At 36.2% G+C, this 26,110-nt stretch carries 20 protein-coding genes; 2 read left to right on the top strand and 18 right to left on the bottom strand.

Going from position 1 to position 26,110, the window contains the following annotated elements:
- Positions 1 to 28: 28 nt before the first annotated feature.
- From QZ055_RS01220 to QZ055_RS01160, 13 genes are all read right to left on the bottom strand, one after another.
- The gene (locus QZ055_RS01220; RefSeq protein ID WP_295824114.1) at positions 29 to 7,183 is read right to left on the bottom strand and encodes an ESPR-type extended signal peptide-containing protein; all 7,155 of its coding nucleotides are present in this window, start codon (positions 7,181 to 7,183) and stop codon (positions 29 to 31) included.
- A 379-nt stretch (positions 7,184 to 7,562) separates the two neighbouring features.
- The gene (trxA, locus tag QZ055_RS01215; protein ID WP_005386226.1) at positions 7,563 to 7,883 is read right to left on the bottom strand and encodes a thioredoxin; all 321 of its coding nucleotides are present in this window, start codon (positions 7,881 to 7,883) and stop codon (positions 7,563 to 7,565) included.
- Positions 7,884 to 7,892: 9 nt separating this feature from the next.
- Complete coding sequence (locus QZ055_RS01210) at positions 7,893 to 8,267, bottom strand: CoA-binding protein (RefSeq protein WP_005386225.1); 375 nt, start codon at positions 8,265 to 8,267, stop codon at positions 7,893 to 7,895.
- Between the two features lie 128 nt (positions 8,268 to 8,395).
- Positions 8,396 to 9,361, bottom strand: coding sequence for a tRNA glutamyl-Q(34) synthetase GluQRS (gluQRS, locus tag QZ055_RS01205; protein ID WP_295824112.1), 966 nt, complete (start codon positions 9,359 to 9,361; stop codon positions 8,396 to 8,398).
- Between the two features lie 116 nt (positions 9,362 to 9,477).
- Positions 9,478 to 12,387, bottom strand: coding sequence for an insulinase family protein (locus QZ055_RS01200; RefSeq protein WP_295824110.1), 2,910 nt, complete (start codon positions 12,385 to 12,387; stop codon positions 9,478 to 9,480).
- 139 nt (positions 12,388 to 12,526) lie between these two features.
- Positions 12,527 to 12,844, bottom strand: a complete 318-nt coding sequence (locus QZ055_RS01195) for a hypothetical protein (RefSeq protein ID WP_005386222.1) — start codon at positions 12,842 to 12,844, stop codon at positions 12,527 to 12,529.
- Between the two features lie 3 nt (positions 12,845 to 12,847).
- On the bottom strand, positions 12,848 to 14,077 hold the full coding sequence (locus tag QZ055_RS01190; protein ID WP_295824108.1) for an aspartate kinase: 1,230 nt from the start codon (positions 14,075 to 14,077) through the stop codon (positions 12,848 to 12,850).
- 221 nt (positions 14,078 to 14,298) lie between these two features.
- A complete protein-coding gene (locus QZ055_RS01185) occupies positions 14,299 to 14,688 on the bottom strand; it encodes a class II SORL domain-containing protein (RefSeq protein ID WP_227720150.1) in 390 nt (129 codons plus the stop codon).
- A 148-nt stretch (positions 14,689 to 14,836) separates the two neighbouring features.
- Positions 14,837 to 15,379 (bottom strand): cob(I)yrinic acid a,c-diamide adenosyltransferase, encoded by a 543-nt coding sequence (gene cobO, locus QZ055_RS01180; RefSeq protein WP_295824106.1) that lies wholly within the window; start codon positions 15,377 to 15,379, stop codon positions 14,837 to 14,839.
- 2 nt (positions 15,380 to 15,381) lie between these two features.
- The gene (locus QZ055_RS01175; RefSeq protein WP_295824104.1) at positions 15,382 to 16,761 is read right to left on the bottom strand and encodes a cobyrinate a,c-diamide synthase; all 1,380 of its coding nucleotides are present in this window, start codon (positions 16,759 to 16,761) and stop codon (positions 15,382 to 15,384) included.
- A 29-nt stretch (positions 16,762 to 16,790) separates the two neighbouring features.
- Positions 16,791 to 17,498, bottom strand: coding sequence for a precorrin-2 C(20)-methyltransferase (gene cobI, locus QZ055_RS01170; protein ID WP_105085826.1), 708 nt, complete (start codon positions 17,496 to 17,498; stop codon positions 16,791 to 16,793).
- Positions 17,499 to 17,584: 86 nt separating this feature from the next.
- Complete coding sequence (locus QZ055_RS01165) at positions 17,585 to 18,439, bottom strand: sirohydrochlorin cobaltochelatase (protein ID WP_295824102.1); 855 nt, start codon at positions 18,437 to 18,439, stop codon at positions 17,585 to 17,587.
- Between the two features lie 207 nt (positions 18,440 to 18,646).
- On the bottom strand, positions 18,647 to 19,528 hold the full coding sequence (locus tag QZ055_RS01160) for a sirohydrochlorin cobaltochelatase (protein WP_295824100.1): 882 nt from the start codon (positions 19,526 to 19,528) through the stop codon (positions 18,647 to 18,649).
- Positions 19,529 to 19,962: 434 nt separating this feature from the next.
- Between QZ055_RS01160 and QZ055_RS01155 the strand changes: the two genes are divergently transcribed.
- Together QZ055_RS01155 and QZ055_RS01150 are read left to right on the top strand one after the other, a co-directional pair.
- Complete coding sequence (locus tag QZ055_RS01155) at positions 19,963 to 20,952, top strand: sirohydrochlorin cobaltochelatase (RefSeq protein ID WP_295805181.1); 990 nt, start codon at positions 19,963 to 19,965, stop codon at positions 20,950 to 20,952.
- Positions 20,953 to 21,003: 51 nt separating this feature from the next.
- A complete protein-coding gene (locus tag QZ055_RS01150; protein ID WP_227721406.1) occupies positions 21,004 to 21,945 on the top strand; it encodes an ABC transporter substrate-binding protein in 942 nt (313 codons plus the stop codon).
- A 67-nt stretch (positions 21,946 to 22,012) separates the two neighbouring features.
- Here QZ055_RS01150 and QZ055_RS01145 read toward each other — a convergent pair whose 3' ends face one another.
- From QZ055_RS01145 to cobJ, 5 genes are all read right to left on the bottom strand, one after another.
- Positions 22,013 to 22,795, bottom strand: a complete 783-nt coding sequence (locus QZ055_RS01145) for an ABC transporter ATP-binding protein (protein ID WP_295824099.1) — start codon at positions 22,793 to 22,795, stop codon at positions 22,013 to 22,015.
- On the bottom strand, positions 22,795 to 23,790 hold the full coding sequence (locus QZ055_RS01140) for an iron ABC transporter permease (protein ID WP_295824097.1): 996 nt from the start codon (positions 23,788 to 23,790) through the stop codon (positions 22,795 to 22,797). Before QZ055_RS01140 ends, QZ055_RS01145 begins: the two co-directional genes overlap by 1 nt.
- Before the next feature lie 119 nt (positions 23,791 to 23,909).
- Positions 23,910 to 24,575, bottom strand: coding sequence for a precorrin-8X methylmutase (locus QZ055_RS01135; protein ID WP_024045186.1), 666 nt, complete (start codon positions 24,573 to 24,575; stop codon positions 23,910 to 23,912).
- Positions 24,562 to 25,350 carry a precorrin-6A reductase gene (cobK, locus tag QZ055_RS01130; RefSeq protein WP_295824095.1) on the bottom strand — a complete coding sequence of 263 codons (789 nt, stop codon included), beginning with the start codon at positions 25,348 to 25,350 and terminating at the stop codon, positions 24,562 to 24,564. The genes QZ055_RS01135 and cobK overlap by 14 nt, the downstream gene beginning before the upstream one ends.
- Positions 25,347 to 26,036 carry a precorrin-3B C(17)-methyltransferase gene (gene cobJ / locus QZ055_RS01125; RefSeq protein ID WP_004696265.1) on the bottom strand — a complete coding sequence of 230 codons (690 nt, stop codon included), beginning with the start codon at positions 26,034 to 26,036 and terminating at the stop codon, positions 25,347 to 25,349. The genes cobK and cobJ overlap by 4 nt, the downstream gene beginning before the upstream one ends.
- Between the last annotated feature and the right edge of the window lie 74 nt (positions 26,037 to 26,110).

Below are 26,110 nucleotides of genomic sequence, written 5' to 3'. Positions count from 1 at the left end.
TAGTGTAACCCATCGGTTGGGAGGCATATTATTTAGTTGTTTTTACAGCTGCTTTTGGAGCTTGTTGTGGTTGTTGTGCAATCACTTTATCAAGAAGTTCCCGAATTTCTTTGTTTTGTGCTTGCAAATCAGCCACTTGATCCTCAAGAACTTTTACAGTTGCAGGGGATGCTTTAGGAGCTGTAGGAGCATTACCAATACCGATTGTTACACCAGCATTTGCCATTACGCTATGGTCACCACCATAAGCAGCACCAGCATGGATTAATAAATCAGGATTTGCATAATGTGCTACACCCAATGCAGTAGATGTTTTACCTTTGTAAGTACCAACAGCTGCCATAATTTGAGCTTTTTGACCTTCGTGGTATTCGATAGGTTTCAATGCTGCTAATGCTGCTGCATTAGCACCTACAACTTTAACATCGCGTTCTACGCTGCTAATGCGGCGAGAGTTTTCTGCGATTTGTGCATCATGTTGAACAAGTGTTGCATGATCTTGTAATGCAATGTTGGAAGCTTTCAAGCTGTAATTTGCAGCTTCTGCTAATGTACTGATATCTTGAGTATTTTTATTTACTTGCAAGCCCAATACATTAACTTTTTCATTGTTTTCTAATGCAATAGCACCAATGTTCTTAGTTAATGTAACATTTTCATCAACTTTAGTGTTTACATCAGCAATGTCTTGAGTATTTTTATTTACTTGTAAACCTAATACACTAACCTTTTCATGATTTTCTAATGCTAGAGTACCAACAGCTTTAGTTAATTGTGCATTTTCATTAACTTGTTTAGCTACTTCAGTTACACGATTATCTACTTTAGTAATATTTGTAACATTAGTATCTACTTTAGCATTTAGAGTGTTGATGTTTGTTGTATTTGTATTAACTTGGTTAGTTACATTTGTAATATTAGTTGTATTTTGGTTAACAACATTATTGATATTAGCAATATTAGTTGTATTAGTATTAACTTGTTTAGATACGTCGTTAATAACTTTGCTATGTTCATCAACTTTGTTAATTACTTTTTGTACAGTTACATTAGTATTTTGAATTGCTTCAGCATTTTGTTTGATCGCTGCTTTGTTAATATTGATGTTTTCAGTATTATGTTTGATTGCTTCAGTATTAACAGAAACTTGGCTTTGAACATTTTTAATGCGTTCTTCGTTAGCATTTGCTTTTTGAGTATTAGCATTAACTTGTTCTTTCACTTTGTTTACATCAGCGCTTACATTTTGCAAGTTCTTAATTGCTTCAGTATTTTTGCCAACTTGATCTTTCAAGTCAGATACATCAGTTTTGATATTGTTGATTACAGTATTTTGGTTATTAACTTTTACGTCAATATCATTAACTCTAGTATCAATATTAGTTACTTTATTGTTAATATTAGTAACTTTGTTATCAATATTTGTAACTTTGTTATCAATATTTGTAACTTTAGCATCAATATTCTTCACATCGTTTTTAACGTTAGTAATATTGTTGTTCACAATATTGATTTTTTGATCAACTTTAGCATTGATGTTTGTGATATCAGCTTTTACTACTGTTACATCAGCTTTAATATTGTTTACATTCTTTTCAACGTTAACAACATTAGCTTTAATGTTATTAATATTGGAAGTATTATTTTGAATGTTTACAGTATTAGCTTGGATGTTGCTATTTTGAGCGTTAATGTTTTGAGTAATATTTTCTACTTTTTGAGCTACATTAACAATTGTAGTATTGCCTTTACCAACTTGACCTTTCAAGGATTCGATAGCTTGAGAGTTAGCATCAACTTTACCAGTTAAGTTGTTAATAGCAGTTGTATTAGATTCAATACGACCAGTATTAGCATTTACTTTAGCAGTTACATCAGTTATGTTAGCTGTGTTACCAGCAACTTGTTTACTAATGTTTGCAATAGCTGTTGCATTGTTAGAAATGTTAGTTGTGTTATTTTTAACTTGTTTGCTTACATTAGCAATAGCTGCTGTGTTATTAGCAATGTTAGTAGTATTATTAGTTACATCTGTGCGGATAGCTTTGATATCTGCAGTGTTAACATCTACTTTATTGCTGATGTTTGTCACATTAGCTTTAATGTCAGTAATAGCTTTGCTATTATCAACAATTGCTTTTGCGTTAGCATCAACCTTAACATTTACTTCATTAACTTTGCTGTTAATTGTGTTGTTAATTACTGTATTGTTTTCAGCAATCTTAGCATCAATATTTTTGTTAATAACAGTGTTGTTATTAGTAATAGCAGTGTTGATATCGTTTCTAATTACTGTGTTGTTAGCTTCAATCTTAGCATTGATTGTGTTTTCAACATTAGTAACAGTTGTACCAACTTGGCCTTTTAATGCTTTAATAGCATCTTCATTAGCGCTAATACGTGTAGAGTTATCTACAATGTTACCTTGTAAGTAATCTAAGCGTTGATCATGACGATCTACACGTGCAGTAAGACCAGCTACATCACCTTTAACGCCATCAATCTTAACATTAACATCACCAATCTTAGTATTGATTGTGTTGTTGATTTGCTTATTGTTTTCATTGATTTTCACATCAATGTTTTTATCAACTTTGTTAATGATTGTTGTGTTATTTTCATTGATTGCATTAGCGATGTTTTGGTTAATTACAGTGTTATTAGCAGTAATCTTAGCATCAATATTTTGATCTACTTTATTAAGGATTGTAGTATTATTAGCTTCAATCTTGTTATTAATAGTAGATTCGATATTAGTAATAGTAGTACCAACTTTACCGTTCAATGCTTCGATAGCTTTTGTATTCTTGTCGATAGCAGCTTTGTTATTGCCAATCAGTGTACGGTTTTCGATAGCGATTGTACCAGCTACATTGATGTCTTTTTCGTTTTGGTCAACACGTTTAGTAAGACCATCCAAGTCACCTTTAATGCCGTCAACTTTAACATTTACATTGTTGATTGCTGTTGTATTGTTCGCAATATTTGTAGTATTTAGTTTAACACTATCTTCTACTGCAGTAATACGTGTGGAGTTATCTACAATGTTATCTTGTAAGTAGTCTAAACGTTGATCATGACGATCTACGCGACCTTTCAAGCCATCAATATCACCTTTAATACCATCAACTTTAACATTTACATTGTTAATTGTATTGTTAATTTCCTTGTTGTTTTCAGTAATTGCATTTGTGATATTTTGATTAATTACAGTATTGTTAGCTTCAATCTTAGCATCGATATTTTTATTAATAACTACATTGTTTTCAGTAATTTTGTTATTAATAGTAGTTTCGATATTTTTAACTGTATTACCAACTTGACCTTTTAATTCATCGATAGCTTTTTTATTGTCGCCAATGAATTTACGGTTTTCAATTGCAATTGTACCAGCTACGTTGATGTCTTTTTCGTTTTGTTCTACACGTTTAGTAAGACCATTCAAGTCGCCTTTAACACCATCAACTTTAACGTTTACGTTGTTAATTGCAGTTGTATTGTTAGCGATGTTAGTAGTATTAGCATCTACTTTCACATTAGTTGCATCAATACGGTTGCTATTGTCTACAATAGCCTTAGCATTAGCATCAACTTTAACGTTTACTTTATTAATTGCTGTAGTATTTTTAGCAATATTAGTTGTGTTATTAGCAATATTTGTAGTGTTGTTTTCTACTTTACCATTGATATTAGTAATTTGTTTCTTAATATCGTTGATAACTGTAGAGGATTGACCTACTTGACCTTTTAACTCATCGATAGCTTTAGCATTGATGTTGATATTTTTAGTGTTGTTTGCAATAGCAACTTTATTATCGCCAATGAATTGACGGTTTTCCATTGCAATTGTACCTACTACATTAATATCTTTTGCATTAGCTTTCACACCATCTTCAACTACAGAGATACGTGTGGAGTTATCAGCAATATTATCTTGTAAGTAGTCTAAACGTTGGTCATGACGATCTACACGACCTTTAAGGCCATCTAAATCACCTTTAAGACCATTCAAGTCACCTTTAACGCCATCAATCTTAACATTTACATCACCAATCTTAGTATTGATTATGTTGTTAATTTGTTTGTTATTTTCATTGATTTTTACATCGATGTTTTTATCAACTTTGTTAAGAATTGTAGTGTTATTAGCATTGATTTTAGCATCAATGTTTTGATCTACTTTATTAATGATTGTTGTATTATTGCTGTTGATTTTATTATCAATATTTTGGTTGATAACAGTGTTGTTAGCTTCAATCTTATTATCGATAGTTTTATTAATTACTGTATTGTTTTCGTTGATTTTATTAGTAATTGTATTTTCGATATTTGTGATTTGATTGCCAACATGACCTTTTAATTCATCAATAGCTTTTTTATTAGCACCGATAAGTGTACGGTTTTCAATAGCAATTGTGCCAGCTACGTTGATGTCTTTTTCGTTTTGAGCAACGCGTTTAGTAAGACCATCTAAATCGCCTTTAACACCATCAATTTTTTGATCAACTTTAATGTTATTAGCATTAATCTTAACATCGATGTTATTGTCTACTTTATTAAGAATTGTAGTGTTATTAGCTTCAATCTTAGCATCGATATTTTTGTTGATTACTGTGTTGTTTTCATTGATCTTATTAGTAATTGTATTTTCGATGTTAGTGATTTGTGTACCAACATGGCCTTTTAACTCGTTGATTGCTTTTTCATTATTGGAAATACGAGCAGAATTAGCATCAATACGTTTACTATTATCTGTAATAGCTTTAGCATTAACTTCAGTCTTAGCATTTACATTGTTAATGTTATTGTTAATAACTGTGTTATTTTTTTCAATCTTAGCATCAATATTACCATCTACTTTGTTGATGATTGTAGTATTATTAGCTTCAATCTTCTTATTGATTGTAGTTTCAATATTGGTAATTTGTGTGCCAACATGACCTTTTAACTCATCGATAGCTTTTTGGTTTGCACCGATAAGTGTGCGGTTTTCCATTGCAATTGTGCCAACTACATTAATGTCTTTTGTATTAGCTTTTACACCATCTTCAACAATAGAGATTCGTGTGGAGTTATCAGCAATGTTATCTTGTAAATAGTCCAAACGTTGGTCATGGCGATCAACACGACCTTTAAGGCCATCCAAGTCACCTTTAACACCATCAACTTTTACATCAACCTTGTTAATTGCAACTGTGTTTGCTTCAACTTTATTGTTGATATTAGTGATGTTGTTTTTAATATCTTTAATATCTACTTGAACATTACCAATATTTTGACCAACTTTACCTTTCAAATCAGCAATATCTTTAGTATTGATATTAACTTGATTTTGAGTGTTAGCTACATCAGTTTTAATAGTTTTATTGTCTTGTTCAAGCGCCTGGATGCGACCTTCATGATTAACTAAAACTTTACCTTGATTATCAACTTTAGTGTTTAATTCAGTAATTGCAGTCGCATTTTTGTTGATATTTGTAGTGTTATTAGTAATGTTAGTAGTATTAGCATCAACTTTTGCACTTACATTATTAACTGTATTGTTGATATTTGTGATATCAGTTTTAACAGCATTGATCTTAGTATCAACATCATTATTTACTTTATTAATAATAGTTGTGTTGTTAGCTTCAATTTTAGAGTTAATTGTTTTGTTAACTTCACTAATAATATTTGTTTTGCTATCGTTGATCTTAATATCTACATTATTATTAACTTCGTTGATAATCTTAGTGTTATTTTCATTAATCTTATTATCAATTGTAGTGTTAATATTATTGATTGTTGTGCCAACTTTACCTTTCAATTCATCGATGGCTTTTTTGTTTTCGTTGATAGCTTTTTTGTTATCACCGATAAGTTTACGGTTTTCCATCGCAATAGTATTGTTGAAAGTAATGTTAGCTGTGTTTTCTTCAACTTTAGCAGTTAAATCAGCAATAGATTTACTATTATTGTTAACATTAACAGTTAAATTATCAATTGCTTTTTTATTGTTGTTAACTTTAATATCAACGTTGTTGATATTTTGATTGAGTTCATTTTTAACATTAGAAATGTTAGTATTCAACTCATTTTTCGTATTATTGATATTTGTTTTAATATCATTAATCTTAACATCTACATCTTTATTAACATTATTAATAATAGTAGTGTTGTTATTTTCAATCTTCTCATCAACTTTGTTCAAAATTGTAGTGTTATTATTTTGAACTGCAGTATTAATATTTTGATTTACTTGATTAATAATATTGGTATTATTAGCTTCAATATGTTTTTTTACACTAGCATCAATGTTAGTATTTACATTATTAACAACATTATTTGTAATGTTAGTAATTTTATTATCGATTTTTACATCAATATCGTTGTTAATTTTAGTAAATTTAGCGTCAATATTATTGTTAATATTTGTGATATCTTGTTGAATGTTAGTGATTTGAGTGCCGACTTTGCCTTTTAATCCTTCAATATCTTTGCTATTTTTATCAACTTTAGCGTTGATATTTGTAATATTAGCATTGATTTTATTAATGTCAGTTTTTACACTCTCAACCTTATTATTAACAGTATTAATATTAGTAGTATTGATATCTACCTTTTTATTTACAACGTTAATGTTATGTGTATTTTTCTTAACATTTTCAACATCAGTAGTTACAACTGTATAGTAGTTATTAATTACGGTATTACCAGTGGAACCGCCTTTTTTAGGGATTTGTTGTTGCTGCTGTTGTTGTGGCACTTGTTGTTGCCATTGTTGTTGCTGTTGTTGCTGTTGTTGTGGCACTTGAGGACGTTGACGTCGTTGTTGCTGTTGTTGCTGTTGTGGCACTTGTTGTTGCCATTGTTGTTGCTGTGGCTCTTGTTGTTGCCATTGTTGTTGCTGCTGTTGTTGTTGCTGTTGCTGTTGGTCTAATTGTTGTGGATCAACTTGATGTTGATCTTGCATATGACCCCAAGCATTTTGATCAGGTGTTAACCATCTTTGGCTACCAATAAGATCAGCTCTAGCCCAATCCTCAGGGCTGGATGCATTAGCAACACCTCCAGAAAAGCTAGCCGCCAAAATAACTGCAGCTACAATTGTAGTTGCAGATTTTTGATGTGACTTAGCCAACTCAGAAGTTACGACGTAAGCGTGCTTAGTTGCACTCCAAACAACTTTGAATACCTTATTCATATTAAGTTCCCTCCCAACATTTGTGGCTCTCACCCCACAATGAAGAAATAAATCAAATATTGCACTCTTTTTCACTAAATATTCACAATATTTAACATAATACTACCATATATTATTTTAAACTTCCATAAAAAAATTAATAAGTTAAACTAATGTTTCATTTTTTCCTCATTTAAAAATACCTAAAAATCCGCTTGAATACTAAGTTATTAATAATATTGAATTATGTAAAATGAAATTTTATATTTTAATCTAATTTTATATTTATACGATACTTTTTATTTGCTTCTATAGAAAATATGAAAAAAACCTCATCAATGTATTGGACATACATTGATGAGGTCTTTTTTACTCTATCTATATAGAATTATTCAGATTATTAGAATTTAGATTCAATAGCACCTTGAAGATCGCCTTTTGGCAAGAAACCAATTTTACGATCTACTACTTCGCCATCTTTTAAGATAACAAATGTAGGCAATACTTCAACTTGTAAATTACGTGCTAATTCTGGTTCTTCATCAGCATTTACTTTTACAAAGTTAGCTTTACCTTCAAGCTCACCTGCAATTTCTTCGATGATCGGCATCATACGTACGCAATAACCGCACCATGGAGCCCAGAAATCAATAACAGTTACGCCACCTTGATTTACTAAATCTTGATATTCAGCAGTTTTTAATTCTTTTAATTCGCTCATTATACCCTCCTACGGTAATTGAACTAATACACAATCTTGAATGACATGCAAGTTTAAAGCATGTGCTTTTTCAACAACAGATGGTTTATCCGCTCCTGGTTGTAACCACACAGTTGAAATGCCAAGTTCTTTGCATTCATCAAGTGCAGCTAAACCCGCTGATTCTGGTACAACAAAATCCACAACAGCTGGTACAACAGGAAGTGCAGAAAGACTAGAGTAACATTTGTCTCCATCTACTTCTGCAACATTAGGATTAACTGGATATACTTCATATCCGTGATCTTTAAGACATTTATAAATCTTATAGCCGAACTTTTCGGTTTTATCAGTGGCTCCAATAACGGCCCACACCTTTTGATCTAAAGCTTGTTGAATTGTCATTTCAACCACCTCTTATATACTATTATAAATAAATATCGAATTTTGTCAATATAATGTATCGAATTTTATAGTTAAAGAATTATACGCTTTTAGCAAACATTTCAGAACTAAAATCAATGTATCTATTATCATTCAATGACAATTGTTTTTTGCCTCAAACTAGGAACCGATAGGTCTAAATGAATTAAATCAGAAAGGCTTATTTGTGAATGACTATACTTAGCACCATCTATAAGCCCGCCTGCAACAGCTAACTCTCCTAAAATTCTAGATGCTGACCATTGCTGTTCTCGTAATTCACGGATTGTAATACTCTTTTGGCGTTTAGAAAGTCTATGGCCATCTGTATCTACCAAAAGTGGGGCATGACCATACTTAGGAACCACTATATTCTTATGGGGATAGCATTGTTGTAATGTATTATACAAATATAATTGCTGTCCCGTTGTATCGAGTAAATCATCGCCTCGAATCACTTCAGTTATTCCCATAGCTATATCATCTAATACGACTGCCAAATTATATGCGTACATACCATCACCACGACGTAATACATAATCATCTAGTTCACTTTCCAAATGAATATGTTGCTTGCCTTGCCATCGATCATCAAACTCAAGATCACAAGAATCTATAGCAAGGCGCAAGGATGGTTCTTTACTATTACATAACTCTTGTATTTCAATATCATGTAAATCTCGACATTTTCCATCATAACGATGCACCACTTCTCCTATATGAGGTGCAGAAGCTATAGATTGCAGTCGCGCTCTATTACAAAAGCAAGGATAAATTAGTTTTTCTAATCTGAGATGTTCTAATATATCTGCATAATATGTTTGTCTTTCACTTTGCCAATAAGATACTTCTCGTCCACCTACGCGTGGACCTTCATCCCATTCAAAGCCAAGCCATTCCAAATCATCTAGTAAAGCTTCCCCTAGTTCTCGTTTTGACCGTTGTAGGTCTATATCCTCCATACGTACAACATACGTTCCTTTTTGTTGGCGTGTGGAGATATATGATAAAAGTGCTATCCACACGTTACCTAGATGAATATATCCTGTTGGACTAGGCGCAAATCTACCTTTCATTAGAACTCTCCTATAGCAGAAAACAAGTGGCATATCCATTATGAATATGCCACTTATACATCCAAAGATATGTCAAAGTAAAACTAAAGCAATATCATTTATTGATATAAACTTATTTATCCTAAAGACACAATGTTATCAAACACATTACCAGCATCTTTAATTTTTTGTTCGTTACCCATTGTGCAAATATGATTATCATTCAATACAGGTTCTACCACATCTGCTAATGCAACAATATCTTCTGGCTTACATGCGATTACTTGTTTACGGAACTCTACTTTGTCCTCTAATTTAGCACCGCTGAAGTACATCCCCATTGCACGTGGTCCACGCAATGCAGGTGTCATTGGCAAGTCCAAAGAACTCATAGTGCCGATAATATACTTACGCATTTCACGGTCAGTCAATGTGAAGTCACGAAGATATTGAGGCAACTCTTTATATACATCTAAAGTTTCCAACAAGTTAGGATCACGATAACTGCAGAAAATCATATTGCCATCATCATAGAAATTAGCAAATGCTCCGTAAGCGCCACCTTGTACACGAATACGAATCCAAAGGTATTCATAACGTAAAATCGTTTCTAACACGCTCATTGGACCAACATGTTTGAAACCATGATCGATGAAGTTACCACCTTGTGCTACGTATTGAACCTTACCAGCAGTAACGATACCATCATTGCCAGATAGACGAGTGATTTGTAATACATCATTACTTAATTCTGTAGTATCCCAAGTTTCAACAAAAGGTTTCATTAGGTTTTCAAAGGCTTCTAATTCACCTTCTTCACCAACAAACATAATATCTACATTGTTAGCGCGGAAAATTTTACGAGCTACTTCAGCTAATTTTTCTGGTAATAATGGCAATGCTGCAGGATTAGATGCTAGTTCACTAATTTTTTGATAATATCCTAAATTACCATTATCTCTAAACTTGCCAACTGCAGAAACTTGAGCCATAACGCGTTGACTTACGATGGAATTACCACGGCGGAATGCTTCATTATCCCAAATGGCTTTACTTTCTTGAACAAGTTCAGTCAAACGTTGATCATCGCTATAATCTGCTTTTTGAACTACTTCATTAATCAAGCGACATAAATCAGGTAATTTAGAATGTAATGCTTTCGCACGTACAATCATAAGAGGCGTAAATTCATCACGCTTACCATCTTTGCTGATGGCCGTAATATCAGAACTCAATCCCCCTAAATTCATATTAATATCTTTAGCCAGTGCTTCATAACCGCGTTCAGATGTATCAATACGACCAAGAATATCACTTAAAATATCAGCGTAGAATAGTTCCTCCTCAGTGAGGCAGTTCAATTTAAAATACAATCCTACATAATTGATACCTTTTGTAAAAGTAGGTACAAAATGAACTGTAGTATTGCCAATTTTACTTTCACGGCGTTCTACAGCTTCAATATTAGGATTTAAATCAGACAACTCGAGCAAAGGAATAGACGCTAGAGCTTCATCACTATCTGGTGTTTCTTGACGAATTTTTAGGCGTTTAGTTTGTTCTACAATTGCTTCGATTTCTTCAGAGGTCATATTAGCTTTTACATTAGCTAAATGCTCTTTAACCTCTGCATCTTTACGCTCTTGAAGACCACGTTCAGGATAAATAGAAACAAGAACTTTATGGTTGTTATTCAAGATGGAATGACGAATCAAATCTTCGAAGTATGTACCTGCTAAGCCCTTTCGAATATTAGTTAATGCCTCTTCATAGTGTAATAATTCCAATGGATCATTATCATATAACCAATTATCCATCATACGAATAATATAGGCTAAACCGATAGGACGACCCCCAAAATCACTTTCACGAAGAGCAAATTCAATGCTATTTAAAGAAGCTTCTAATAACTCTTTATCTAAGCCTTTATCACATAACTCTTGTAATGTGGATTCTACAATACGTTGCAAGTCAGCTTGTTTATCTAAGTTTGAACCTGTAGCTTGTACTGTCCACATAGGTTGACGAATGCTATCTAAATAGTAGCCACTAATGTCAGACCCGATACCAGCTTTTACCAACGCCTGTTTAAGAGGTGCTGCAGGAGATGTTAATAAAGCATGTGTTAACACTTCAAAGGCTAAGCTATGTTCAGGTGTTACATCAGGCAATACATACGCAAAGGAATGCAATGTACGATTATCTGTTGGCTCCTCAGAACCTACGCTATATGGATAGCTCACTACTTTACCTTCTGTAAATGGAGCTTGTAGAGCTACCTCCGTATGAACGTCAATAGCATCAAAATGACTTAAGTACTCATCATTCAAGAATGCTAATTGTTCTTCAATATTCATATCACCATACAAGAAGATATAACTATTGGATGGATGATAATGAACACGGTAGAACTCTTGGAATTCTTCATATGTTAAGTCTGTAATATAATCAGGATCCCCACCAGAATCAACACCATAAGTTGTATCTGGGAAAAGCTCACGCATCATTTGGCGTTCTAATACAGAGTCAGGAGATGAGTAAACACCCTTCATCTCATTGAACACAACACCTTTGTAGGTAAGTTCATCGTCTGCATTTTCGAGCTCATAATGCCAACCCTCTTGCATTACGATTTCTGCATCTTCACGAACACGTGGGTAGAATACAGCATCAAGATATACGTCCATCAAATTATGGAAGTCTTTATCGTTCTTACTCGCTACAGGATACATCGTTTTATCCGGATATGTCATAGCGTTTAGGAACGTGTTTAAAGAACCTTTTACAAGTTCAACAAATGGCTCTTTTAATGGGAATTTGCGAGAACCACATAGAACGGAGTGCTCCATAATATGTGCTACACCTGTACTATTATGAGGTGTTGTTCTAAAAGCAATATTGAATACTTTATTAGAATCTGGTGAATCGATATAAATTAAACGAGCACCAGACTTTTCGTGCTTCATTTCATAAGCGGTACCATTGATCTCATCAATGCGCTCAATGCGGTCAAGGCGAAAGCCAGAATAAATCTTATTTATTTCCATGCTGTCCCTTCTTTCTATATAAATATAATTAATTTCATGCTAACAATTCATTATAACATATCGACGACCCTATATATAGATGTTAAGAATAATTATCGAAATACAAAACCCCACAGGCATACAGCCCATGGGGTTCATTTTATTTATTATGTTGCATTTGCCACTTTTGATTACGGCGCAAGGTTAATAAGCCTTCTAGCACTGCTTGGAATTGTACAAAGCTCAATGTATAAGGTGGGTACATATCAGGTACCACCTTATAAGAAATAGTAACTTCGGCCTTATCATAATCATAGAAAATACCATGTAAATTACTTACTGTAGTATAACCAGTTTGAGCTTGCTCCAATGTTGGAATCGGCTGATTTTTAAGATTTCCTAGTAGATCGCTAATGAAACCTTCCTTACGACCTTGGTCATTAAGCATTTCATCCATAAAACTACGTAGACTATCCATGAATTAACCTCTTTGGTCTAACAATAAGCCGTTGTGAATTACACGAACAGCATCTTTAACGCGATTTTCAGCAACGAGACAGGAAATACTAATTTCAGAAGTAGAAATGATTTCAATATTGATGCCTTCTTGGCTCAAGATATCAAACATTTGAGCAGCTACGCCTGGTTGACCTAACATACCTGCACCAATGATAGAAACCTTTGCCATTTTTTCGTCGATATTTACAGCTTCGATATCAACAGTTTTTTGTAATTCTGCTAATACTTCACGAGCTAGTACAACATCATCCATAGCTACTGTGAAGATAAGGTCAGTTTTAGGTTCACCTACGGCACGGATAGATTGAACAATCATATCAACGTCCACATTTTTTACAGCCAATGCTTTAAATACAGTTGCTGCCACACCTGGTTTATTTTCAACGCCTACAAGGGCTACTTTTGCTGTATTAGTATCGTCAGCTACGCCAGTAATTACGTGTTTATTTGCTTCCACAGTATAATCCTCCCGAATAATAGTACCTGTTTTGTCACTAAATGTTGAACGTACGTGAATAGGTACACCATAACGGAAACCCATTTCTACGGCGCGAGGTTGCATTACACCTGCACCAAGACGTGCCATCTCAAGCATTTCGCCATATGTTACTTCTTCTAATTTGAAAGCCTCTTTTGCAACGCGAGGGTCTGTAGAGTAAACACCTTCAACGTCTGTGAAGATTTCACAAACATCAGCTTTCATAGCACCTGCCAATGCAACAGCAGTTGTATCAGAGCCACCACGACCTAAAGTAACCATGTCACCATATTCAGTAATACCTTGGAAACCTGCAACTACTACAATATTACCTTCATCCAAAGCTTCAAACACGCGATTTGGATCAACGCCCAAAATACGGCCTTTATTAAATGTATCACTACTTGTAATACCTGCTTGGTCACCTGTTAAGGACATCGCTTTATGACCACGTTCGTTGAAAGCCATCGCCATTAATGCAATCGTTACTTGCTCACCTGTAGATAATAAGCGGTCCATTTCACGGCCATAAGGCTTAGATGTTACCTCTTTAGCTAATGCTACTAAGTCATCTGTTGTATCGCCCATAGCAGATACAACAATAACGATTTTATCGTCTTCTTTCTTCTCACGAAGGACGCGATCAACAATATTAAATATTTTTTCTGGTGTAGCTACGGAACTGCCACCAAACTTTTTAACGATTAAGGCCACAATAATCCCTCATTTAACTTATTCTACTAAAAATCAATATGCATATACTTTACCATAAACAAATAGCACTGTAAAGGGATACAAGGCAATTCATCCACTATATAAAAACAAAATTCTTTTGAGTGCGGACATAATTTTAGTGTGATTATTTCAGTTATCCTTACAATTTACATACAAAAAGACCAGCCCTAAGGCTGGTCTTTATTAGTTGATTAAGTTAATTAAGCAACTGTGATTTCTTTTTCGGATTCCCACAAACCGTGGATGTTGCAGTAGGATACAGCAATCAATTTACCAGATTTGTTCAAGGAAACTGCCAAAGAACCTTCAGAAATTGCGTGTACAGGGCCTTCGTTTGCAGTTGCGCCGTCACCATGTACGTTGAAGGAAACTTCACCAACTTCGAATGGCAATTGAGTACCTTCAGCTACGAAGTACAATTTGATCCATTCAATGTGATGTTCTACAGTATTAGGATGTGCAATGTCTTTACCAACGGACAATGTTACGTGGAAAGTTTCACCTGCTTTTACAGTATCAACAGTTTCAATAACAGGAACGTGTTTTTCAGTAGCGAAATCGCCGGATTTAATGTAATCATGTACAGCCATAGTTAACCTCCTGGTTAGTCTTATATACATACTTAATGTCAAGAATATTTAGCACCTTGTGCTTATGACTATATTATACATTTTCGATATAGTTTTAGCAAGAACTTTTTCGAAAATTTTAGATTTAATTATTCCTATGACGTATAAGTTAAAACTCTATACCTTTAGCAGCCTTAATACCCTTTTCATAAGCATGCTTTACTACCTTCATCTCTGTTACCGTATCGGCAATGTCAAGGATTTCAGGTTTAGCATAACGGCCTGTCAAAATTACGTGTAAGCGCTCAGGTTTATGTTTAAGCATATCTACTACAGAATTCACATTAATAAGCTCATAATTAATGGCATTATTGATTTCATCCATAATGATGAGGTCCCATCGATCTGAATTTACTTCTTCTACTAATGTTTGCCAAGCCTCTTGAGCTGCCTCTTTGTGACGTGCCAATTCAGCCTCGCCTACTTCATCTCGTTTATAGTAAATAAATCCCTTACCCATGGAACGAATTTCTACTTGGTCCCCTAATTTAGCAAGACCTGCTAGTTCGCCATAGCCATTACCACTTTTGATAAATTGTAAGATTAAAACCTTAAGGCCTTGGCCAACAGCGCGTAATGCAACACCTAATGCTGCTGTTGTTTTACCTTTACCATTGCCGGTATTAACTAAAATTAAGCCTCGTTCACTCATAATTAGCTCCTTTTAGCTTTATACTTAGCACATATATCAATAAAATGTTGCGCCCCTTCATCAGAACCAGCAAAGTTTAAATGTAAATACGATGCTAATACATTGTCTGTGGCAAAGCCTCCATCATAGGATTGAGGTTTGCGGCCACCTTCTAAGTGGAATGCCCATGGGAAGTCCTCTATAGTCGGCTCCATAGTGGAGAAATGGAACTCATGACCACGAAGAGATGTATCAGCAGCTCCTAACAAGGTATCTCGCTTAGCTGTAGCCGTAACATACCCTACTTTTTGTAGCTTTTGTTGCATAATGCAATTAGCTGGTACAATACCTACCGTATCATATATGGTACCCTCGAAATCGTGGATGCTCTCACATAAATACATAAGGCCACCACATTCAGCATAAATAGGCATACCTTGTTCGTTGGCTTGACGGATAGACTCCTTCATTGACTCGTTACTAGAGAGTTGGAACAAGAACATTTCAGGGAAACCACCGCCAAATACTAGGCCGTCTACATCAGGAACTTCAAAGTCATTAAGAGGACTAAAGTATACGATTTCAGCACCTTTTTCCTCTAAGGCGGCTAAACTTGCTGGATAATAGAAAGAGAACGCCTCATCATAGGCTACACCGATTTTAACTCGTTTTTCTACGGATTTAGGATCTACTGCATCGGGTAATTCAATACTTGGTGCACTAGATGCGATTTCTAATAATTGATCGAGCTTAACCATTTTTTCAACAGCTTCACGAATCGTATTTATGGCTTCTGTTGGATCGACTTCAGTAACAGGTGTAAGGCCTAAATGACGCTCAGGAGAGTGCATACGGTCATCGCGATAAATAGCACCAATGACTGGAACACCAATCTTGGACATGCCTTCACGAACCATGCGCTCATGGTTAGCAGAGCCTAAGCGGTTAAGAATAACACCACCAAAGTTTACCTCTGGGTCATAATCACGGAAACCTTTAGCAATGGCTGCTGCGCTTTCACCCATCGCCTTACAATCAATAACTAATACCACTGGAGCATTCAATTGCTTAGCAATTTGGGCAGTGGAACTAACCCCTTCGCGACCGCCATCATACAAGCCCATAACACCTTCGATAATGGCAAGGTCTACACCATTTGCCATAGTAGCAAAGAAAGGATTTAATTTGTGAGGTGGCACGAGCCACGTATCTAAATTATAGCTGTCACGGCCGGATGCAATTTTATGAAAGCCCGGATCAATATAATCCGGGCCCACTTTAAAGGATTGCACCGTACGTCCACCATTTGCATAAGCAGCCAATAAGCCCGCTACGATTGTTGTTTTACCTACACCAGAGTTTGTGCCTGCAATGACAACACGTGGAATCTGTACTGTGTTCATAGATATTACCTCGTAATACGACGTGTTTGTTAACGATCCTTACGTTTTGCAAGGATTGTAGATAAGTAGTTGAGTTTAGTATCTTTTGGCATATTGTCTAGGCCTACATATACTTGCTCATCAGGCAAACCTACACGGCTAATCATAACCGCATCATCTGCCATATTGTGTTTAAGCAATGTTTCTTGTACTTCATCAAAGTTTTTATATACTTTCATGATTACCGCATCATCAGCTACAGCCAATACAGCATCGATTTTTTCTTTAGGTGCTGTGGCAGGAACAATAGCTAGCACTTCTTCTTTCTCTACGATTGGATAACCAAGGTGAGAACCAATAGCACAAAATGCAGTAACGCCAGGAATTGTTTCGATTTCATGGCCTGTATTTTCGATCAAACGATATACATACATGTATGTACTGTAGAACATAGGATCGCCCAATGTTAAGAATACAACGCTTTTACCTTGATCTAAGTAGGACAAGATAATGCGTTTTGCTTCTTGCCAGCCTTCCTCTTGTGTAGCATCATCCAATACCATTGGGAATACTACAGGAACGATTTCTGTATGTTCTTGAATGTATGGGGATGCAATATTAAGTGCTACAGAACCATCTTTCTTTTCTGTTTTAGGTGTGATGATAATATCAGCTTCACCTACGATGCGAGCAGCTTTCACAGTCATCAATTCAGAATCACCAGGGCCTACGCCAATGCCATATAATTTACCTTTCATGGGGTTCTCCTATTCTTATAGTTACAATCTATTTATAAATTTCATATCTTTTATTATAACTAATTTATACAAGATATACAAAGATACTATTTAATATTTGGAATTGCAGGACGATGTGGACTGCGTTTACCATACAAATCATCGATACAATCCTGCACATGTTGACGGAAGATATCGTGAATCGATTCATATTCACCAAGGGCACTATGAATTGGTTTAACTTCATAACCCGCTCCAGCAAGTTCATTGACAACGCTATCTTCTTCATCACCAAAGAGATCATTTTGTGCATGATCCCCAAGGACCAATAATAATGGATGCACATAAATTGTGTTTGGCCGTTTGCCATCAAGCCATTCCCAAGGCATAGCTACATCTGCCACATATGGTGCATTTTCTAGTACTGCAACACGCACATTCGTAAGACCATCACGAATTAATTTAAACTGTAAATTCCCATATGAAGAATTGCCAGAACCAAGGCCACCATGACCGACCAATAATAAACCATCATCTTTGGAAATATTGAGTGGCTTAATAAAACGATCAATCAAGATTTGATAATCATCAGGATGCTCTTCTTGACCCATGTAGTACACGAGTGGTCTACCTACGCGCAATACTTCCAGTTGGCCCTCCCCTTCATGAGCGAGAATATTATTTTTCAACTTATCAAACTCTTCACCACCTGTAAAATGTAGTGGTTGCACATAAATATGTGTATAGCCTTCTTGAATAAGTTTTTCTAATGCACCTTGCTCAGTAGGAATCTCAATCCCTCGTTCACGCAATCGCTTAACGATAATACGGGAGGAAAATGCTAATTCCACCGTATAGTCGGGATAGGATTTACGGATATACTCCACAACGGAGTCAATATTATGTTCACGAGCACTGTCAACAGTGGACCCAAAGGCAACAACTAAAATAGCTTGTTTCATGGAAGTCTCCTTATCTATTTAATAATGTATCTTAATCATACCATAGACGACACGTTAGGGGCATACCATGGGACGTATAAAATAGATATTATAAATATCTTTCATAGTAAAAGTAAAAATCCTCCTCATTGGATTGCCAACAAGGAGGACTTTTACTTATGTAAAGGAGTGTGATGAGATGTATGTCTAATTATGTGAGAGATTAAATTAAGAAATCATACCTTGCGCTTCCATGCGAGAGTTCGTCATAACAGGTTTTACAGATTCACGGGGCATGGGACGCTTCCTGTCGGACATGCGAATCGCTTGACCTAAATGTTTCAAGAATAAATCTTGTACATAAGGATTTTCACCAAGGCCTTCATTCCAAATATCTACATTGTATCCTTCTTCAGCAAGCAATGCATAAATGGAATCAGAGCGGTCACCGCCAAGGTAGTCCATCAAATGTGTAGAACCAATGAGAGCTAATGGTACTACTAGTAAATCTTTATGGCCCATACGGTCTAATAATGTAAGCGCTTGTTTAAATGTAGGGAAACCGTTTGTAGTAAATACTACTACATTTGGCGCTGCACCATACATAGCTTTCAATTGCAATGTACTAAACTCTAATTGGTTTTGACCATTTGCCATGAGTACTACAGATTTATTAAGCGCCTTTGTATTAACATGACGCACAATGCTTTCTAATGTAGCTTCATAATCATCGGCATAATTCTTTACCCCTAATGATGTAAGCAATGGTTTACCAATATTCACTTGTGTGAAACCATATTCATTGCTATGTAAAAACTTTAATGCTTGTTTACGCATTTGTTGATAACACTGATCTGCTACCAATGTTACAGGTTGAATGTATACCTCATCGATGCCCATGCGAGCAAAATCCTGCATAGCCTCTGTGAAAGAAGAAATCTTATCATCATACTTCTCATTCCACTTCTCTACTAATGCATCAGATAAAAATACACGACGTACCTCCATATCGCTATACATGGAACGTACTTTTTTCTCTATACTGCCGATGGATTTCTCCACAGCATCTTGATAAATTGATCCAAAGGATGCAATAATTATGCCTTTCATATGTGACCTCCATATCGCTCATACATGATACAATCTTCATAACTGAAAATTGTTATCAACTACTATGTAATAATAGTACAAGATTCACGAATATAAGTCAATGAGAAATAATATCAAAATTTTCATTTAATAAGGAATAGAACTACTCATATATTCACACATTCATATCCTTATAACCAAAAAGAATATATTTATAAAAGCTAATACCATACTATATTCATCACATAAATTGCTTAAAAACCCTTAATTTTCCTATACTTCTAGGGGTATGGGGTTTATTGACACCCCTATGTTCCTTTGTTACGATTGGCTTAAGGTTATATATATGCAATATATCTATAGTAATCTATAAATTATATCTTTTATATAAAATTATTCAGATTACTTAGATCATTGCATAGACTTGTAGTTAAGTTATGGATAGGAGTATTAAAATGAAAAAACAATTAGCATTAGCATCCGCTATTCTAGGTCTTGCAGTATCCGTTGGTGCCCCTGTTGTATCTCATGCAGCATACCAATTAAATGATGAAGTAAAAGATCCTACTCCAGCATTGAAAGAAGCTGCTGCAATTGGTGTTCGTACACACAATACTGAAGCTTTACAAAACTTGCCAAACAAAGATGCTATCGTTGTTATGAGCTTTGGTACAACTTATAAAGATACTCGTGCGAAAACAATCGATGCAACTGTAGATGCTATTAAAGCAGCTCATCCAAACACAAAAGTAGTTACAGCTTTCACAAGCCATATCATTCGTGATCGTATCCAACAAAAAGAAGGTATTACTTACCCAACTCCTGAAGAAGCTTTGGCTGAACTCAAAAAAGACGGTTACACTCGCGTTGCATTAGCATCCCTTGACGTAATCCCTGGTATGGAATACAACTACGATGCAGCAGTATATAATTTGTACAAAGATAATTTCAAAAAAATGACACTTGGTACATCTCTTATGTACTGGATGGGTCAAGAAAACCAAACTGACCAAGTTATTGAAACATTAAAAGCTGTTCAATCTCAATTCCCTAAATTAGGCAAAGAAGACGCTCTTCTTATCATGGCTCATGGTACTCCAGATCCTTCCAATGCTTATTATTCTGTAATTCAAGACCGTATCCATACTCTTGGTATGAAAAATGTATTTATCTACACAGTAGAAGGTACTCCAAATCTTGAACAAGTTATCCCTCAATTGAAATTACATGGTATTAAACATGTTACATTGATGCCATTCATGATGGTTGCTGGCGACCATGCAAACAACGACATGGCTGGTGCCGAACCAGATTCCCATAAATCCATCCTTCAAAAAGAAGGCTTCAAAGTTGACACTTACATCCATGGCTTAGGTGAAAACCCTAACATCCGTAACTTATTCGTTGAACGTGCTAACGAATCTTGGGACGCATTACAAAAATAATCAATCTACAATTTAACTAGTATTGTTATATAACGTACATAGGAGTACATCATGAAAAAATTACTACTCTGTAGTCTAGCTTTGGTCATGGTTGTACTAGCAATAGCTGGGTGTGGTAAATCCACATCCAGCTCTTCTGCTACTACGAAGGAACTTACCTTTAATGGTGAAACCTACACTGTACCAAAGGATCCGCAACGCATCGCTGTTCTTTCAAACTCTGTATTGTCCATGCTATACGCAGTGGATGGCAAGGCTATCTCCCGTGCTAGCACAACAGATAAATTAGCTCCAGATTTAGAAGCATTACCTGCATTAGGTCAAACGGCTAATATCAACATGGAACAACTATTAGGCTTGAAGCCAGATGTGGTATTGGGTTTGGAAAATCAACATAAAAAATATGAATCCCAATTACAATCTAACAATATTCCAGCAGTGCTTTTTAATTACGATGGCATCAAGGATAATGTACCAATGCTAACATTCCTTGGTGAGTTAACAAACCATCAAGATAAGGCTAAATCCGTTATTGCAACCTATGAAAGCAACATTCAAAAGGTAAAAGATGCTATTAAAAACCAACAACCTGCACGTGTGGCTGTATTACGTGCTACCGGTAAAGGTGTGACAGCCGAAACCGACGAAGCGGTAACTGCATCTATGGTCAAAGAACTAGGTATGACAAATGTTGTTGCCTCCCACCTAGAGGGTACAACCAAGGATAAAACTGTCCCTTACTCTCTTGAAACATTGACGGCAGATAATCCTGATATTATCTTCGTTGTTACAATGGGTAAAGAAGAAGAAATTACAAAAGCTATGAAACAAGCTATGACAGATAATCCTGCATGGGCTAATTTAAAAGCTGTACAAAATAACCGCGTAATATATTTACCATCTAAACTATTCCTATTAAACCCAGGTCTACAAACACCAGAAGCTATGGCACGTTTAGTTAAAGAAGCCTATGGTATTAATGTTACATTCTAACATATTGCATCATGCGAAAGAGGGCATCCCCCAAATAGGGAATGCCCTCTTTTTTATTAATATCAAGCTACTCAACTAATCCTTTTACGCGCACATATCTTTTATTATCAAATGTATCAAGTTGTACATCTACAGAGAAAACATCTCTAAACAACTCATCCGATATTATTTTATTTGTTTCTCCTGACGTTACTAAATACCCTTCTTTTATAACAGCCATATGATGTGAATATTGAACCGCCTGTGTTAGTTCGTGAAGTACCATGAGAACGGTTAAATTTTGTTCCTTATTTAAGCGTTTCAATAACTCCATAATTTCTAATTGGTGATTAATATCTAAATACGTTGTTGGTTCGTCTAAGACTAATAATTTTGGTTGCTGTGCTAGTGCCATAGCAATCCAAACGCGTTGCCGTTCGCCACCAGATAGGGATGGGATTAATTGTTCTCTCAAATGATTCGTTTTCGTAATATGTAACGCATAGTCAACGATTTCACGATCTTCTTTAGCCGTGTTTTTCCACCAATTTTGGTATGGATACCGTCCACAATATACCAATTCTTCTACGGTCATATCCTTTGGCATATTAGGCACCTGTGGCAGAAACGCCATTTGACGTGCCAATTCATTTTGTGAATACGACTGTAATGGTTTACCTAAAATAGTCACACATTCACGAGGACTATGAATATATCCAATCATAGACCGTAAGAGTGTACTTTTACCACAACCATTAGGTCCTATTAATGTCGTAATTTTACCGATAGGAACCGATACATTAATATCATGTAGAATATGACGATTGCCAAGAGTTACGGATAACTGTTTTACATCAATAGCGGTATTCATTAGTTATCCCTCCTCAATAGATATAAGAAGAACGGCGCTCCAAAGAATGCCATAATAATGCCCACTGGTACCTCTATAGGGCTCCACATAACACGTCCTATTGTATCACTGACAACAAGTACTAACGCAGCTAATAATGCGGATCCAGGAAGTAAATACGCATAATCATTACCGATGATTAAACGCAACATATGAGGGATTACGAGGCCTACAAAACCAATCAAGCCCGCAATACTAACGGCGCCTGCTGCCAATAGAGCCGCAACGGCGGTCATAACAAACCGCGTTTGCTCTACCTTAAGGCCTAGCCCCTTTGCTGTTTCATCACCTAAGCTTAAAATAGTAAGACGTTTAGCCCCTAAGCAAGCAAAAATAAGACCGACTAACGCGTATGGGAACAGAACCTCTACTTGAGGCCAACTGCGTGCAGCCAAGCCCCCTACCATCCAAAGTAAGGCTCCTTGCACACGATCTCCATAGAATACAAGTAGTGCAGAAATACCAGAGCCTAAAAAAGCAGCCACTGCAACACCAGCCAAGATGATACGGCTTGGGCGTACACCATTCTTCCAAGCAAGAGCATATACCATCATCGCCGCAGCCATAGCACCTAAAAAGGCTACCAACGGAACTATATGGTCATACCCAGGAAATAAAATAAAAATGATAACACCAGCTAATCCAGCACCAGAGGATACCCCTACAATCTGTGGATCTGCTAGGGGATTTTTCATAACTGCTTGCAAAATTGCACCAGATACAGCTAGACAAGCCCCCACTAACGCAGCTACAATATTGCGAGGCAATCGAATATTCCAAATAATTTGTGAAGATGTATCTGTTAGCTCACTAGACCATAATGTATGCCAAATCTCCGATAGTGACACCGGTGTTGAGCCCCAAATCAGTGAGATAATCATGCTAGCTATGACAGCAATAACCAAGACAATAATAACTGATATGCGAAAGAGTTTTCGTTCATTCAGAGAGTTCACAGTAACCTCTCCTTTCACCAATACATGGTACTATCAGCACCCGTATTATACATATAAACCTCATAATAGATACAGTAAAACCCGAATCGCCAGTAGTATGCAACGATTCGGGTTACTTATTATTTAGATTCTTTGCCTTCTACGAAGAGCATATCGTTGCGTTTTACATCTGTGTAAAGCAATGCATTACATACGGAAGCAGCAATTGGGCTACCACCTTTGTTACCTTTTACAGTGATGTAAGGAACTGGGGATACTTCCATCAAATAATCTTTGGATTCTGCAGCGCCTACAAAGCCTACAGGGATACCAATGATAAGAGCTGGTTTAACGCCTTCTTCAAGAGCCAAACGCAATACTTCGTACAATGCTGTTGGCGCATTACCGATAGCAACGATTTGGCCTTCTAATTGTTTACCAAATGTACGCATAGCTGCGATGGAACGTGTTACGCCTAATTCTTTAGCCATTTTAGCTACATTTTCATCTTTAATTAAGCAATGTACTTCGTTGCCGCGAATTTTAAGAGCTGGTTTAGAAATACCTGTGCGAACCATTTCCACATCTGTATAAATATCTGCACCATTATCTAATGCTTCGATACCTTTTTGAACAGCATCAGGGCTCATTTTTACGAGTTGAGCGTATTCAACGTCGCCAGACGCATGAACAGTACGAGATACTACGCGTACTTCATCATCGGTTAAACCTAAATCTTTTACATAATCGTAAATGATTTCCATACTTTTATCTTCAATGGCTTTAGGATTTTTAACGTAATCCATTAGTGTCCTCCCATAATTTGAAAAATTCATCATTAGATGATACCACGTGGCCTTCAATTTTAACACGTGGACGATCGATAACAATAACATGGATGCCAAGATCCATAGCGGCTTGTAATTTTGTATCAGCACCACCTACAAGGCCAGAGTTTTTCATAACTACAACGCTCGCCTTTGTATCGTGGAACATGATGCGGTTCATATCGTAAGAGAATGGACCTTGTACAGCAACAATGCGTTTTGGACTTACATTGAGGTCTTCCATCATTTGTAACACCTCTGCAGTAGGCAAAATGCGGGTCCATACTTCGCAATCTTGCAAGGCTTCAGATTTAGCAAAGATGTGCATTGTTTTACTACCTGTAGTCAAATACACATGGCTATTATTTTCCTTCGCTAATTTACCTGCTAGATTAGCTGCTTCTACTTCGTCCACTACGATATGCAATTTATCATAGTCTGGTAATGGCACCTCTTTACGTTCGAAACGAACAAAAGGAATACCTTCAGCTTTTGCTGCATCTTGAGCCGTAGCCGTAACGATAGCAGCATACGGATGGCTTGCATCGATTAATAGGCGCACATTGTGCTTCTTAATTAAGTCTTGCATAGCCTCTTGGTCAAGACGGCCCGTATGTACGGTAATGCCTTTATGGGCAGCAAGCTCTGCCCCATATTGGCTAACAACCGTAACAAGCACATCTTCGCCAGTTCGTTTTTGGATTTCAACCGCTAAGGTACGGCCATCCAAAGTGCCGGCAATGACCCAAATCATAATTTGTAGCCTCGAGGTGTAATCATGCGACCATTTTCAACATAGGTTTGGCTGTTACCGATGATAACAAGTGTTTGCATATCTACTTCTTCATTTGTGAAGTTTTCAAGATCAGAGATTACCATATGTTGGCCTGGGCGACCTGCTTTTTGCACGATACCAACAGGTGTTTTAGGGTCACGGTATTTAAGAACGATTTCACGAACTTCATCTAAATGTGTAACACGTTTTTTACTGCGTGGGTTGTACAAGGAAATAACCATATCGCCTTGTGCACAAAGGTCTGCACGTTTTTTGATAAGATCCCATGGCGTCATCAAGTCGCTCAAGGAAATAACTGCAAAGTCATGCATCAATGGTGCACCCAATACAGATGCTGCTACGTTTACAGCGCTAAGGCCAGGCACGATATCTACAGAAGGGCGTTTTTCTGCTGGCACTTTATTAGCAAGTTCCAACACAAGACCTGCCATGCCGTATACGCCAGAGTCACCAGAGGATACTACAACTACTTGATGACCTTCTACTGCTAAATCAACTGCTTGTTGGCAACGATCTACTTCTTGCATCATTGCAGTACCTACAGTTTCTTTACCTTCGATGAGGTCTTTAATCAAGTCGAGGTATGTCAAATAACCTACAACGCGGTCAGCTGCTAAGATAGCTTCGCGCGCTTGAGGCGTCATAAACTCTTCATCGCCAGGGCCAATGCCGATTACTTTGATGTTACCTGTGCAATGGCTACCGTTGTTTTGGGATA

Origin of the sequence: uncultured Veillonella sp. (assembly GCF_905209685.1) — a bacterium.
Classification (GTDB): domain Bacteria; phylum Bacillota; class Negativicutes; order Veillonellales; family Veillonellaceae; genus Veillonella.
The sequence above is the reverse complement of the archived record's forward strand: the minus strand, read 5'-3'. Positions and strand labels throughout refer to the sequence as shown.

Coding starts and splice junctions, on each gene's coding strand:
- QZ055_RS01220 (WP_295824114.1), bottom strand. CDS start 7,183: ATGAATAAGGTATTCAAAGTTGTTTGGAGTGCAACTAAGCACGCTTAC.
- trxA (WP_005386226.1), bottom strand. CDS start 7,883: ATGAGCGAATTAAAAGAATTAAAAACTGCTGAATATCAAGATTTAGTA.
- QZ055_RS01210 (WP_005386225.1), bottom strand. CDS start 8,267: ATGACAATTCAACAAGCTTTAGATCAAAAGGTGTGGGCCGTTATTGGA.
- gluQRS (WP_295824112.1), bottom strand. CDS start 9,361: ATGAAAGGTAGATTTGCGCCTAGTCCAACAGGATATATTCATCTAGGT.
- QZ055_RS01200 (WP_295824110.1), bottom strand. CDS start 12,387: ATGGAAATAAATAAGATTTATTCTGGCTTTCGCCTTGACCGCATTGAG.
- QZ055_RS01195 (WP_005386222.1), bottom strand. CDS start 12,844: ATGGATAGTCTACGTAGTTTTATGGATGAAATGCTTAATGACCAAGGT.
- QZ055_RS01185 (WP_227720150.1), bottom strand. CDS start 14,688: ATGGCTGTACATGATTACATTAAATCCGGCGATTTCGCTACTGAAAAA.
- cobO (WP_295824106.1), bottom strand. CDS start 15,379: ATGAGTGAACGAGGCTTAATTTTAGTTAATACCGGCAATGGTAAAGGT.
- QZ055_RS01175 (WP_295824104.1), bottom strand. CDS start 16,761: ATGAACACAGTACAGATTCCACGTGTTGTCATTGCAGGCACAAACTCT.
- cobI (WP_105085826.1), bottom strand. CDS start 17,498: ATGAAAGGTAAATTATATGGCATTGGCGTAGGCCCTGGTGATTCTGAA.
- QZ055_RS01165 (WP_295824102.1), bottom strand. CDS start 18,439: ATGAAACAAGCTATTTTAGTTGTTGCCTTTGGGTCCACTGTTGACAGT.
- QZ055_RS01160 (WP_295824100.1), bottom strand. CDS start 19,528: ATGAAAGGCATAATTATTGCATCCTTTGGATCAATTTATCAAGATGCT.
- QZ055_RS01155 (WP_295805181.1), top strand. CDS start 19,963: ATGAAAAAACAATTAGCATTAGCATCCGCTATTCTAGGTCTTGCAGTA.
- QZ055_RS01150 (WP_227721406.1), top strand. CDS start 21,004: ATGAAAAAATTACTACTCTGTAGTCTAGCTTTGGTCATGGTTGTACTA.
- QZ055_RS01145 (WP_295824099.1), bottom strand. CDS start 22,795: ATGAATACCGCTATTGATGTAAAACAGTTATCCGTAACTCTTGGCAAT.
- QZ055_RS01135 (WP_024045186.1), bottom strand. CDS start 24,575: ATGGATTACGTTAAAAATCCTAAAGCCATTGAAGATAAAAGTATGGAA.
- cobK (WP_295824095.1), bottom strand. CDS start 25,350: ATGATTTGGGTCATTGCCGGCACTTTGGATGGCCGTACCTTAGCGGTT.
- cobJ (WP_004696265.1), bottom strand. CDS start 26,036: ATGACGCCTCAAGCGCGCGAAGCTATCTTAGCAGCTGACCGCGTTGTA.